The 14687-nt window shown below is 63.0% G+C and carries 3 protein-coding genes; all 3 read right to left on the reverse strand.

Going from position 1 to position 14687, the window contains the following annotated elements:
- Nucleotides 1-651: 651 nt before the first annotated feature.
- Nucleotides 652-1233, reverse strand: a complete 582-nt coding sequence (locus ATE62_RS23160) for a hypothetical protein (protein ID WP_156420448.1) — start codon at nucleotides 1231-1233, stop codon at nucleotides 652-654.
- A gap of 68 nt (nucleotides 1234-1301) precedes the next feature.
- The gene (locus tag ATE62_RS04445) at nucleotides 1302-1967 is read right to left on the reverse strand and encodes a transposase (RefSeq protein ID WP_058807118.1); all 666 of its coding nucleotides are present in this window, start codon (nucleotides 1965-1967) and stop codon (nucleotides 1302-1304) included.
- An 846-nt stretch (nucleotides 1968-2813) separates the two neighbouring features.
- On the reverse strand, nucleotides 2814-14051 hold the full coding sequence (locus ATE62_RS04450) for a DUF6531 domain-containing protein (RefSeq protein WP_058807117.1): 11238 nt from the start codon (nucleotides 14049-14051) through the stop codon (nucleotides 2814-2816).
- Between the last annotated feature and the right edge of the window lie 636 nt (nucleotides 14052-14687).

A 14687-nucleotide genomic window follows, 5' to 3' on the forward strand; every position in this document is an offset into this window, starting at 1 on the left:
CCGATGCGTCGTAGGTGAAGGTTTCGAAGGGCGATGCGGAAGCCGCGGAAAACTGCGCAACTTCATTCGCGATTCAGGTCAGGAGCCTCCTTTCCGGATGAAGCTTCGCTGCGTTTTCGGGAGAAGGGCAATCGCGGAGACCAGCCGCGGCGGGAGCTGTGCCGCGGGCGCGCGACCGGGCCTGTCCTCAGCTTGTCGAAGGGCGCGCGGGAGGGTCTTTGACGGCGGGCGCCGCGTTCCAAAGTTCAGGGAAGTTCAGCCCCGTGGCGATCCCGTGCCGGACTGGCGCGCGCGACGACCGCGCGGGAGGGATTGGGCACCACCTTTCGGCCGGAGCCGCCATGCGGAACAATGCTATCTTCACGCATAACGACGACGCGGAGGCCGTGAAGATTGCCCCGCATGCACGTATCGAAAATGTCGCCTCTGTCGCTTTGGGCTTGCCGTGCGCATCCCTGCAGGACCGCCGTGTGGCCTCGGCGGCCGCAGTAGGCGGTATCGACTCGGCGAGGCGATGCTGATGGGTCATCCATCAGTTTGGAGCATAGCGGGATATTTTAGGAAAGAGGTTTTTGACGATGGTCGGAATTTAGGAGTTCAGTAAACTGTCACCGCAATTCTCAGTAAACTGTCACCGTAATTCCTAATTCATTAAACCGCCTGTCCGCTTTCCCAATCCCAACCGGTAGCAGAAATTTCGATATACTCGTCTTGTCCCACAATTATGTAGTGATGGAGACGTCCGTTGGACGACCCCGATTCATCCAGCCACGATGAATTATGCACCTCATAAAAACCCGGATCAGGCGATGTACTCGAAACAACCCAATATTCAGTAGTCCTCTTCATGTTTGCAAGAACGTCTTCGCCGGGACGTAGTGCGCCAGGTACACCGCTCCAGTCGAACTCGTCTTCAGGAATGACCTCATGATCGGACGCCGCCGCCTGCCGACGCATGGCTTGGGCGTTGTCAAACTTAATGCGGACCAGCCGATAAGGCGCTTCAATCGCCTTTGGACTTGCCCTGAAGGGGCCAGGTGGGTGGACAACCGTGATCGACGGTGAACCATCGGCGTCACCCCGATCCGCAAGCTTGAAATAAGCAATGAAAGAGACCCAGTCCAGCCTGCCGTCGCTGGTAAGTCCTACGTCCAAATATGGAGCCGAGGTGGCCACGGACCACGGCACTACCGCAGAAATTAGCTTCGGCTTAAGCATGTTCATATCAGTCATTTCGCGAGCTCGATAATTCGTAGGACATCCAGATTGCTCTGGAATTACGGTGACAGGTGCAATAACCCCTAAATACTCTGCGGCCGAGGCCCGCGCTTCTGTGGTTTGAGCGTGCGGCCCGTCTTCGCTTCCATATCCTCGAGCCACTGCAACGAACCGACCGGTCGGCCGATACGCTCCGCCTTGCGGAGGGCGGCGTAAGTGAAGGCTTCGTCGAAGGCCTCGTCCAGAAAGGCCGTAAAATCCCCTACCCGTTCCAGCACCGGTGCGACGATGACGATGCCGTCGTCCTCTGCGCCGCAAAGCGCCCGGCTGCTCGACCATTGCCAGTCGCTTGCCGTCTTCACAAGCTTCGCCCGAACGGGATTGAGCGCGACATAGCGCAGGGCCGCGACCAGGTGCGCCTCGTCCATCGCGACCGAGCTGAACCGCCCCTGCCACAAATGCCCCGTCGTGCGCAGGCGCGCGTTGATATAGCCGGTGTAGTGGCGGTGAACATGGCGGAAGACCCGCCGCAGCCCATCCTCATCGGACGGCACCGCGATGATATGCACATGATTGGGCATCAGGCAGTAGGACCAGATCTCGACCCCCGCGCTTCGCGACGCGTCGGCGAGCAGATCGAGATAGAGGGCATAGTCCCCATCCTCGAAAAAGGTCCGCTCGCGCCGGTTGCCGCGCTGGGTGACATGATGCGCGATCCCGGGAAGAACGATGCGGGGCAGTCTGGCCATGCGCCCGTCTCGGGCAAGGCAAGCGAAGGATCAATCCGGCGAGAGGGCAGTCGGCGCCGGAATGGATCGGTTTAGGGGTTTATGCACCTGTCACCGTAATTTCCAGCAGGCGGTATCGACTCGGCGAGGCGATGCTGATGGGTCATCCATCAGTTTGGAGCATAGCGGAATATTTTAGGAAAGCGTGTTCTGACGATGGTCGGAATTTAGGAGTTTAGTAAACTGTCACCGTAATTTTAGCACCGTAATTTTAGTAAACTGTCACCGTAATTTCGTAATTTCCTTCTGCGGCAATAGGATCGCGATCCTAGGCAGCTAGGAGGCTCATAGCGTCCTCGAAGGAAGTGCTGCCCTCAGCACGAGTCATCATGCGGATAGTCGCACGCGCCAGAGAGCTAAACACCGCTGGGGCTGATCCAATTTCCCCATGAGCCATACAAGTGAACGTCATACGCCCTAACGGGAGGGTTCGCGGATCAAGTTCCGCAATGCTAGAAATAACAGCATTCGCGAACTCATCACCGCCACCGACCAGCACTCGATCCAATCCTCCGGCAAGCGAATCTGGTATCAATATTTCTGGGCTTGGGTCCGCAACAGGGATCACAAAGTCGAAGTTTGACGAACTACCTTCTTGAAAGACACCTCCTAAAAGGCCGTAGTGAAACGATGCACCGAAAGCTCTGAACACCTCGATCGCAGCTGATTTCCTTCGCGCCGTAGCCCTCGCGTTTGCAACCACGCGATGCTCAGCCTCTAAGCTTTGTGGCAACATAGCGTGGTTCGGAAGCTCATCTATCCAGACTCGCACTCTGGTCGCGCCCTGTCCCTGAAGAAGTAGGCAGGTCATTTCGAAATCCCCCAAAAGGCGTACCAGTTCTTGTTAGACAGAGCCGGATTCGCTCGGATCACATCAGGATGATAAACGCTATACGGAGAGACGTTATATTTGTCCAAGGTTGCGGCATGGGCGAGATCATAGTTCGGTTGGGTGTATCCTCCCAAGCGCGCCATCTTCGTGGCCTCGGCCGCTTCATGCGTATAAAAGATGGCGTCTGCGCCGGATACTTTTTGCCCTGACTGCATCGCGGTCTCCAGCCTTTGAAGCATCGCAACGTTGCGGGGATCGGCTTCAAACAGCGGATTTGAAAGATGCGTGCGCACCAAATCCAGACCCTTAGGGCTAATCGTCAACTCGCGCTCGGCAAAGATGCCAAGACCCTTGCCACCCGCCACAATCGCCGGGTTGAACGCGCCTGTAGCCCTCTGTGCGACCGCCGCCTCGCCCGCCCCAACGAGGTTCCACGGCGAGAGTGTTCCACCGATTGCGAGGCCGCCTGCGATGTGGGGCTTGCTGGTCCATTTATCCGGTAGCAACATGGCCAAAGGACCCAATGCCGCGCCTCCGACCGCGGCGCCATTGGCCTCGATCTGGCCAAAGGCGAGGAGACCGACACCGCCGGATTCGGTCTGCCGAACTATCCGTTGCTGGGCCATGGACTGCGCGATCGGGGGCGCGCCCTCCCGCATTTCCTGAGATATGAGGCTGCCCGGCAGGTGGGCGGCGATCAGATCGGTCGGCAATGACGGCGTAATGTTGTTAATCCACGACTTGTATCGCGATATCAATCCGGGTCGCGGAGACGATGGTGCCCTGACGACCTGCCGGAACTGTTGGCTCGGCAGCGGCTGCGGGTTGGTGAGCCTCAAGCCCAAAGTGGTTTCGGGCCACCGGAAAATCCATAAGTTGTTCTTGAACCCGAACATGTCGAGCACGCTGCCCGCATGTCCCAGCATCGTTCTGACCACCTTATTGGCAAAGACGTCGATTGGATTATCCGCGTCAAAATCTCCATAGCCTGACATGGCGAGCCCGCCGTCCTGCCCGTAGAAGTGATCGTTCGCGCCGAACCGCATCGTCGAGTTGCCGCGCAGCCCGCCACCCGCAACGATAGGCTCGCCGCCTCCGCCACCGCTAACCGGATCCTCGAGCTGCCGTGCCAGCACCGAGCGCCCGGCCATGACCAGCGCATTGCCGATCGCGTCGGGCAGCACGCGCAGGATATTGTCGCCGAAATTCTCGCCCGTGATCGCGCTGCGCGTTGCCGCGCCCGCGAGGGCCCCCGCCGCGCTGGAGGCGATGGCGTTGCCGGTGGACGCAGGCGTCTTGAGGAAGCCCGCCATCTTGCCGCTGGTGTGGTATTCCGCGGCGCCGGAGATGTTGTTGCCGACGAACTGCCCGAACCCGGACACCGCGCCTGCCGCCGCGACGCCCGCGAAGTCGAACTTCGACTGCAGCCCGGTGATGCGGCCGATACCCTGCGTCAGCGCGTTGCTGCCCGCGCCGCGCAGCACCGCCATGCCGATCCCGTTGCCGTTCAGCGCCATCGCGAACTTGTCGATGCCGCTCAGCGCTCTGCCGGCGTCCGCCGTTGCCTGCGCCGCTTCGCCCAGCCCGGTTATGCCGCCGCTGATCGCGCCGCCGATCGCCGCGAGCCCGACGCTCTTCCAGCTGAACCCGTCCTGGACCCCGAGCGCGATGCCCGCGCCCTGGCTGACCACGCTGCCGAGCGCCGCCCCCGCCGCGCCGCTGAGCACCGGGCCAAGCGCCGCGAACACCTGATATTGCTGCGTTATCGCCACCACCGCGATCGCGACCACCGCGACCAATATCTGCTTGAGCAGCGCACATTTCGGCTTCTTCGGCGGCTTGGGCGTGGTGGGGCTGAGGTCGCCGATGGCGTCCATCGGGTCGTAGGGCTTGAACGTCTCCGCATTGTGGGTGTTCTTGGTCACCCCGGCGGGGAGCGTCAGCGCCATGCCTTCGACCAGCGCGCTGCCGCTGCTCAGGCCGTTCGCCTCGGCGATCTTGTACCACAGGTTCGCGTCGCCGTAGAGCATCTGCGCGATCGTCGCCAGCGTGTCGCCCGCGCGCACCGTGTAGGTCCCGCCGCTGCTGCCCTGCGCATTGCTGTTGGCCGGCGTCAGGCTCTGCGCAAAGTCGGCGTAGAAGGACGCGCCGGTCTTCTTCCCGTTGCGGAACAGACCCGCGTTGCTCGACGTCGGCGGCTCGTCATAGGCGCTGCGCTCGACCACGCTCTCGCTATAGCCCGTGTCCGACGTGCCGTTGTTGCCGATCATCCCCATCTGCTTGCCCGCGAAGCGGTAGAAGATCTCGTGCGGCGACGCCTGGCTCGGCGTCGACTCGCGCGTCTCGTCGCGGCGGATGATCTGGCCGTTCTCGTCGAGCTTGTAGGTCACGTCGCGCGCGACCCCGTCGTCGACCTCGGCCGCGACCAGCTGGCCCAGCCCGTTCAGCTGAAGGTCGGTGTTGTAGATCGGGTTGCTGCCCGACCCCGTGTCGCTGTCGTGCGTGATATAGGTCTGGACCGCCCCGTCCCACCATTCGTAGCTCGTCGTCGTCGACGTGTCCGGCGCCCCCGAGGCGCCCGTGTCGAAGCCGTTGCGATACGCCTGCACCGTCGCCGTCAGCACCGAACCCAGCGCATAGCTCGATCCCGACCCATAGCCATAGGTCGTGATGTTGCGCCACTCGTCGCTGACCACCGTCGCGCCGGGCGTGTAGACCTCGTTGCGGTCGCGCCGCGTCATCACATTGTCCGACGCCACCTGCCCCTTGGCATTGTAGGTCACCGCCCGCGAATAGCTCAGACCGCCCGGACCCCGCTCGATCCCGCCGAAGTCCTGCTGCAGCGTCACCCGGCCCATCTTGTCATAGGCGAAGTCGCTCCGGATCACCCCCGCCTCATGCACCTGGTACAGCCGGCCCGATGCGTCGTAGGTGAAGGTTTCCTGCGAGACGCCGTCCACCTGTTCCCAGGTGTAAAAGCCAGCGTCGGGCTCGCCGGGCTGGGGGTGCGAATGCCAGACCGTCTCCCACACCGGCCGCGTCGAGATCGAGCTCACCCGGTCGCCCGAGTCATTGTAGAGATAGTCGGTGCCGTCGGTGCCGCGGACGATCGTGGTACCGACCGCGCCCGCGGTGCCACTGAGCGTGCCGCGGTCGCGAACCACGCGGTTCATCGTGTCGTAGAGGAACCAGTAGTTCTTCGACGTGTCGGTCGTGGCGGCGGTGCCATAGGCGTCGATCTCGCGATACAGGCTGAGCGTCGCGCGGATGTTGCCGTTGGCGTCGTATCTGGTCGTCGTGCTGGCCGCCGGCGTGGTAGTCGTACCCGTCGCGGACCAGGCGATCATCCGCCCCATCGCGTCGTAGTTGGCAGCCATCGCCTTGACGGTGCCGCTGCCGTTGACGAGCGTCTCGCTGGCCCGGTTGCCCGCGACGTCATAGCCATAGGTCGCGGTGCCCGCGAGCCCGCTGTTGGTCGCGAGCTGGCCGGTGTTATAGTAGGTGAAGCTGGTGACGATGTTGCTGGGGCTGGCGACCAGCGTCGCCGATATCTGCCGACCCGCCGCGTCATAGGCATAGTTGGTGACATGGCTGCCCATGTCGGTCTTCTGGACGACGCGGCCGAAGATATCGCTCTTGTCGCTCGACTGCTTGTAGATCGACGCTGCGAGATTCGCCGCGCTGTCCGACAGCCGTACGGTCTCGGTCCAGCCGCCGGTGACGGTGCCCGCGATCGCCGCGATGCTCGCGTCCCAGGCATAGGTCGTCGAACTGACGTCGCCGCCGAAGCTGCGCGTCGCGATCACCCGGCCCTGGATGTCGTAATCGGTCGTCTCCACGTCCGGAACCGAGGGAGACGTCTCCAGGAAATTGTTCCAGTGCTTCAGCCGCTGGCCGAGGATGTCGTAGCTGTAGCTGTCGATCAGCCGCTGCCCGGTCGCGCCGGGATGCGTCACCTGCACCAGCCGGCCCAACCGGTCGAAGACCTGCTCGGTCGTGCGGAGCTCCGGCGCCGGCGCGATCAGCGTGCGGGCGTCGCCGTGGATGTCATATTTGGTCTGCTTGACGCCGTCGTCGGCCTGGCGCTCCGTGGTGACGAGCGCCTGGGTGCCGTTGTAGCCGGTACCCGCGAGCAGGGTGAGCCGGGTGAGGTTGCCCGTATTCGCCGTCTTGCTCGTCGCATTGCCGGCATCGGTGCCGGTCTCGGCATAGCTGCCGTTCGCGTCGTGCTGCGCGACGAGGCGTCCGGCCTTGTCATAGTGGAAATCCTGCGACGGCTTGACCCAGATCTCCTTGCCGTTCTCGAGCGTCATCGCGACCGCGGGCCCTTCGGACCGGACCATGCGGCCGGCGCGATTGTAGCCGTAGGTGGTCACACCGCCGAGCGCGTTGGTTTCGGTCAGCGTCTCGCCGAACGCGTTGTAGGCGCGGCTGGTGGTGATCGTCTTGACGGCGTCGGGGTCGGTCCCCGCTTTCACCCGGCGCCCCTCCTCGACGACGCTCGTCGCCATGTTGCGCGCGTCGTAAACCGTGTAGGTCGCGTTGACATTTTCCTGCAGAACCTTGTTCAGCGCGTCGTCGAGGCTGAACGTGGCGAAATTTTCGCCCGTGCCGCCGAGCGTGATCGCGACGGTCTGGTTGCCGTTCTTGTCGTGGCCGAAGATCTTCCACACGCCGTCGCCGGCGTTGGTCCGCCACAGGCGGCCCGCGGCGTCATATTCGTTCACCGTCTGCCACAGGCCGTTGATGCCGCTGCGCTTGACCTCGCCGAAGGCATTATATTCGGTGGCCGCGATGTCGCCCTTGGCCCAGGCCGTGCCGGTCCAGGCCGCGACCGACTGTTCGATCGTGCGGCCGAGCGCGTCGACCTTGGTCAGCACGGCGTTGAGCCTGTACTGATCCTGCGAGTCCGAGCGGCTATATTCGTCGCGGATCAGCGTGCCGTTCCGGTCGTAGGAATAGGTATGGACGTAATTCTCGGCGTCGGTCATCGACGCGAGCAGGCCGCCCGCGCCATAGCTGTAGGTGGTGACGCGCTGCTGGGCATCGCCTGCGCCCGCCGCGACCGTGCGGACGAGGTCGCCGAGCGCGTTGTAGCTGTAATCCACGGTGGGGGTGACGACGGTCGATTGATGGCTGGTGAACGCCGCGCGCTCTTCCCGGGTCAGCCGTCCGCCGACATCATAGCTATAATAGGTGCTTTCGTCGCCGACCTCGCCCTTCAGCTTGGTGTAGTCGTCGGTCGCTTCATTCCGCTGGGTGACCTGGCCTAGCCCGTTATATTCCCAGCGGATCGTGACATCGACATCCTCGGTGGTCGGCGTGGTCCCATCCTTGAAGATGGTGACCGACTTGCGCGTCTCGCTGAGCCGGTTTCCGTTTTCATCGTAAGTGAAGACCGTCTCGCGCATCGCGGTGTCGGCGCCGGGCGCCGCGGGCGGGGTCCTGCTGTTGTTGGGGGTCGCTCCCGGCACGGAGTAGCGCTTTTCGGTCAGGACATTGCCTTCGGCGTCGTAGGTCCATGCCGTCAGATAGTTGAGCGCATCGACCTGCTGCGTCTTGCGGCCGAGCTCGTCGTAGAAATTCCACGTCGCGCGGCCATTGCCGTCGATCGTCTTCACGACATTGCCGAACGCATCATATTCGTAGAGCAGGTCGATCGCCGTCGTGTTGCCCGACCAGACCACATTGTAGGAGCCCGACTTGAAGGGAAGGCCCGAACCGGCCACGACCGAGCTCTTCGTCAGGCGGTTCAGACTGTCATATTCGAACAGGGTCTCGCGGTAGGCGCTCGATGGTGCCGTCGTCGCCGTGTCCGGTCCGCCGTTGTCCGGCACGATGACCAGCGGGTCGTAGACCCGGGTGCTGGTGATATTGCCGTTGGCGTCATAAACGTAGCGGGTGTAGGTGCCGCGATCCTGGAGCGGCGAGCCTGTCCTTTCGACCTGGACGATTTCGGCGACCTTGCGGCCGAGATCGTCGTAGAAATAGACGGTGCGCTGGTTCGCGGCGTTGGTCACGCTGGTGACGTTGCCGACCGCGTCGTAGACATAGGTCTGGGTCGGCGTGAAGCCGGTCGTCTCGGTGACGTGGTCGCTCTGGTCGAGCACCGTGCGCGCCTGACCGATCGTCTTTTTCAGGCGGCCCAGCCTGTCATATTCGTAGGTCGTCGTGCGCGCTTCGTTCAGCCCCACGCCCTCGATCATCTGGGTGCGATTGCCGAGCGCGTCATAGGCATAGCTGTTGACGATCACGTCCTGCACCGAGCCGTTGGCATTGTATGACGAGATCGGCAGCGTTTCCGAGATCAGAAGACCGCGCTTGTCGTAAGCGTAGATGGTGACGCCGCCCAGCTTGTTCTCGACCGATATACGGTTGCCGAAACCGTCATATTGATATTTTTCTTCATACGCCATCGCGTCCTTCGACGTCAGGACGCGGCCGCCATTGTCATAGGTGAAGCTGGTGACCGCCGCCGAGCCCGGAATCGGAGCGGCTTCTTCGCCAAAATGGTCGTTCAGGTTCGTCAGTGTCGTAGCCGCCGTCGTGGCGAAAGTTGTCGCATAGCGAACGACCTTCTCCACCTCGCCGAACCGATTGTAGAAGGACCGCGTGACGTAGCTTTCGCCATCGACCGTGTAGGTCAGACGGCCGAGGTCGTCGTAGATATTGAAGGCGACGATATCCTTCGAATTATCCGCGGCGACCGAAGGCGGCGCGGTTACGGGGCCCGTCCCCTTATTATAATAGCCCTTGGTGAATTTCACCTCGCCAAAGGCATTGTAGCCGATTTCCGTGACATAGTCCCCGGCGTCGCGCGTCTTTACCAGCCGGCCCGCGGCATCGTAATAATTGTAGCTCGCGCGGCTGAGCGGATCGGTGACCTTCTCGACCAGGCCGAGCGCGTTATAGTCATAGCGGGTAATGCCGTTCTCGGCGTCGGTCACCGTGTGCAGCCGGCCGGTCTGATCATAGGCCGAGAGGGTGGTGATCCCCGCGCCCGCCGCCATCGCGTCGAGCTGATCGATCGTCGTGCTGTCGGTGACGGTCACCGGATTGGCCGACCGCGTCACCGAGACGAGATTGCGATTGGCGTCGAAGATATTCTCGGTGCGATAGCCCTCGGCGTCGACCGTGAACCGGGCGAGCCCGTCGGCCGAATAATAGGTGCGGCTGATCCGGTTCGACGTGTTGCTCGCCTGGCCCGCGGCCCAGCTGGCCATCGTCGCGAGCGTCGGGAGCGTCGAGGTCGCGCGCAGCGTCGCGAACTGCACGACCTTGATGACGCGGCCGCTGACGTCGTAGGTGAAGGCACTCACCAGCCCGCCGGCGTCGATCGCATAGGCGACCTGGCCTCGATTGTTGTAGACCGAGTAGCTTGCGCGATCGGTCGCATCATTGACGATCAGGGCGACCGCGGCCTTGACGGTCGCATAGTTGACATCGTCAGGAGCGATCGTGATCGCGGTCTTGTGGCTGATCGTCGATGTCAGTTGCTGCGCGAGATCGTAAGTGAAGCTCGTGACATAGCCGAGGCTGTCGACCTGATAGCGGAGCAGCCCCTGCCCGTCGTAGACATGATGCGTCCGGCGGTTGGTCGTGGCGGTGGTGTTCGCACTGGCGAGAAGCTGGTCGAAGCTGAGCGTCTTCAAAGCACCGGTGAGTTCGGTCGAATAGGCGATCTCGGAGACCTTCTGACCGGCATGGTCATATTTGATCTCGCTGAGATAGCCTTCATATCGGTACGTGCCGGGACCGGTGAGATAAGTGTCGATATCGAGCGTGCCGACCAGCCGCCCATCGCGGTCGTAGAAATTGCGCGAAACGCGATCGTCTTCTCCGGCCGTGACGGTCTGCCGTGCCGTCGGGAGCGTGGTCTTGAATCCCCCGACCGAGACCGTCGCGGCATAGCCGACCGTCCGGATCAGGCGGTTGGAGTTGTCGTAGACATAGTCGACGACCCCGCCATTGCCGTCGATCGACTGGATCAGCCGGCCGCCGTCGTCGTAGATGTTCCAGTTCCAGACGTCGCTCGTGGACGCGGCCGGCCAGCCGGTACCGATCGACGACGCTCCCAGCAGAACGTCGCCGCCAGCGGTCGCAAGATTGGCCATCTGCGTCGGAGTCAGCTTCGTCGCACGGGCGATGGTCGCCGCCAGCCGTCCTGCCGCGTCGTAGCGATATTCGGTCACCCCGCCATCGGCGGCGATATCGGCGGTCTTGCGGCCGGCGTTGTCGTACAGGATGAAGCTGTTGTAGTCCGTGGCGTCGCCGGTCGAATTGACGCCCAGCGGCGCGGTGATCATCCGCACCCGGCCCAGCGCATCGTAGCGAAAGGCCGTCGTCGAGGCGATCGCTTCCTCGCCATCGGTGATCGTCCGCACGAGGTTGGTCGCGCCCAAGGTAACGGCCGTGCCCGCAGGCACACTGGTCCCCACCCCGACGTAGAAATAGGCGTAAACCCCCTCGGCCTGCGTAAAGGTCCGCCGCAGCTCGATGATCGTTTCCTGGGTTTCCGACAGGCCGGTCAAGGTCAGCAGGCTCGGCTGCCCACCCGCCTTTGTGATCGAGCCCGGCCCGCTGATGATCACCGCGGACGCGTCCGTGCCGGCCAGCGTTCCCCAGCCGGTCACCGAGCCGTTGATCCCGATACGATGCTGGTCGCTCGGATTCCCTTTTACGGCGATACGCCAGGTCACGGTTTCGCCCGCGGCGACCGACATGCCCTTCGCAATGACGCCGACGTTACCGGTGGCGTCCAGCGTATAGGTATAGGTGGGCTTGCCGTCGATGGCCGTGGCGCTGGTGCGCGTCACGCGGGTCGTGCCCCAATCGGTCAGATCCGACAGCAGTTCGGCCGGCTGGTAACCGGGGGTCGACGTCGTATCGCTGAGGAGGTCGCCGGCCTTGTTGTAGACCTGGGTCTGGGTCAGCCCGCTGCTGTAATGGATGAGGGTCGTCGTGTTGGCGTCGTCGAACCGGTACGTCGTGACCCCGCTCGCCGGATTGGACGACGCGACCACGCGGCCCATCCCGTCATAGACGTAGGTCTGCGCGAGAACGCCGTTGTCGTAGGTCGACAGCAGCCGGCCGGCCTGATCGTAGACATAGCTGGTTTCGGAATAGCCTTCGGCGAACGAGCCGTTGCCCCAAGTGGCAATGCCGCTGCCGTAGCGCGTGCGCTTGGTCAGATTGCCGCGCGCGTCGAACTGATCGACCACGATCTTGTCACGCGTATTGTTGAACGTGGTTCGCCACGTCGTCATCTGCGCTTCGGTGATCGCGACATTGTCCGCGAGTGCGGTGACGTTATAGGTCTGCTGCGGATATTCGGTCGTCCAATATTGATTGGCCCCCGACCATTCATATTCGGTGACATGGCCCTCGGCGCTGACGATGTATCGAAGCTGCGACAGCGAGTTATAGACGTAGCGCGTCGTGTGGTTGACCGTTTCGCCCGTCTTGTCGGAACCGGTGCGCGTCTCGGTCAGCAGCTCGTTCTTCGCGCTGTAGGTGCGCGTGACGACGTTGAGGTTGGCGTCGGTGGCGGTCAGCACATTGCCGCTGGCGTCGTATGTGTAGGTGGTGAGCTTGCCCGCCGGATCCTCGACGCTGGCGACATTGCCGCTGGCGTCATAGGTGAATTTGACGGTCTGCGACACGCCCCCGACCGGCGGCGCGGTGATCTGCGTCAGCCGCTGGGTCCGCGCATATTCCGCGCCCAGGGTGACCGACGCATCGGACATGATCAGCTGTTGCCCGTCGCGCGCGCCGCCGACATAATCGACGTGGACATTCGCCTTGACCTCTTCGGCCTGCGCGAAGGTTCGCGTGATCTCGATCCGCGTCGCCTCGGTCGTCGACAGGCCGCTGATGTGCCACAGGCCGTTGGCCGTGGTGGACAGCGTCCCCGGACCCGAGATGATCCGCGCGGTGACGACGTCGGTGCCATTGCCGCTCGTCCCGCCGAGCAGCGACACGCTCTGCTGCGTCGCCGATCCGGTCACCGCCTGCAGCGTCACCGCGAACTTCACGGTCGTTCCGGCCGCGACGTTGCCGACCGTCGGCGCGACGTGGGAAGCGCTGGCGCCGACCGACGAGGTCAGCCTGGTCGCCGCCTCGCCGTTGATCGCGGATGCCGCTTCCTTCGTGACCCCGGCTCCGCCCCAATTGGCGGCCGCGGTATCGATCCGGTTGCCGCCGTCATATTTGAGCTCGGTCACCTGCCCGTCGGGACCGGTGATCGTCGTACTGCTGGCCCCATAGGCCAGGTTGGTTTCGCGCTCGACGCCGCTCGCGACCGTTTCCCTGAGCCGCGTCACGCGGCCCGACGCATCATATTCGATCGTCAGGCCCGACCCGTCGGTCTGGGTGATCGACGAGATGCGGTTCGAATTCAGGACATAGGCATATGTCGTGACATAGGTCGCGCCATCGGTGATGAGGCTGTCGCCCGGGCTGAGGTCCACCTTGACCTTTTCCAGCCGGTTCGATCCGTCGTAGGTATAGTGGGTGCGCGTGAGCGTCCGGGCGACGGGGGTCGGCGTCGTCCGGTCGGTATATCCCGTCAGGATACTGAGGATTTTGTTGCCCGTGGTCGACCAGATATATTGGGTCCAGTCGCCGTCGGCGGTCGTCACCTTGTCGAGCTTGTCGTCGACATAGCTGTAGGTCAGCCCGAAATACTCCTTTTCGGTCGCGCTGGTGATGCGCCAATTATCGGTGCCGGCAGCGCTGTAGGTGTCGGTGAAGCGGGTCGATCCCTCGGTCCAGACCCAGGTCGCGCCGACCTTCTTGAGCTCGTCGTGCGCGCCGTCGCCGTCCGTCGTCACATAGGCCGATCTGGTCGCGTTCCAGGTGTAGGTGATGACGGCGCCATCGGCACCCTGGCGCTTGATCGTGCTCCCGGCGGTATTTTGCGTCCCGGTAAGACCGAATACGCGGCGGGTCGTCGATTGCTGCCAATTGTCGCCATTGTCGCCGTCGTGCGCCTGGCCCAGGCTGTTGTAGGTCCGACCGATCGAGATATCGAGGCCCTTGCCGATCAGGAACTCGTCCTGCTGGCTGATCAAGAGATTGCCCGTCGCGGCATTGACCGAAACGCTGTCGCCGCCACGGCCCAAGCTGCCGGACCCGATCAGCCCGCCGCCACCCAGAAGGTTGCCCGAACCCCGCGTATAACCCGCGCCGACACCCGTGAAAATCGCAACCATCTATCGCTCCGCATGCTCGTTCGCGGAGGGCGCCCCCAAATCAGCCGCCTGGAAAGCCCCGCCCCGTTAAATGCAAATCCGACGCACGCGTGGAATGTTTAGGGGTCGATGTTCTTTTTTGCTGGTGGCGGTCGCTTGTCCCGCAACCGGCATTCTCCAACGCTCCGGAATATCCATGGAGGAAAATGGCTCGAGCAGTTGGGACGTCGTGGCGAATCGCGACTCGATCGCCAAGGACTGCTCCTCGCAATGCCTGCTGGCCGGCGGCCGATCGCCAGGGGTGCTTGCGAAATATTGCTCAAGCGCCTCGTGCACGTCGAGACCGACAATCTTGGCGCTCGGCGGGCTGAAGCTACACCAATATCGTCAAGCCGCAGGGCGATCTGCGCGACCGCAACAACCGCCTGATCGATCCGCTCGAAGGCACGAACTATGAAGCCGGCCTGAAAGCGCCGCTGCTCGACGACCCGTTACTCGCGACGGCGTCGGTCTACTTTGGATGCGGACATTCGACGCCGCCGGCAAACCGGCAGCCGTGGTCTGTCAGTTTTGCGAATAGCGCGACGACCGCTCCTCAGCCTATGAGGCGCTCCTCGCCCTGGCTCGGGAGAACCGATAAGGCGATTGAAATTTCCA

Source organism: Sphingopyxis sp. HIX (assembly GCF_001468285.1).
Taxonomy (GTDB): domain Bacteria; phylum Pseudomonadota; class Alphaproteobacteria; order Sphingomonadales; family Sphingomonadaceae; genus Sphingopyxis.

Coding starts and splice junctions, on each gene's coding strand:
- ATE62_RS23160 (WP_156420448.1), bottom strand. CDS start 1,233: ATGACTGATATGAACATGCTTAAGCCGAAGCTAATTTCTGCGGTAGTG.
- ATE62_RS04445 (WP_058807118.1), bottom strand. CDS start 1,967: ATGGCCAGACTGCCCCGCATCGTTCTTCCCGGGATCGCGCATCATGTC.
- ATE62_RS04450 (WP_058807117.1), bottom strand. CDS start 14,051: ATGGTTGCGATTTTCACGGGTGTCGGCGCGGGTTATACGCGGGGTTCG.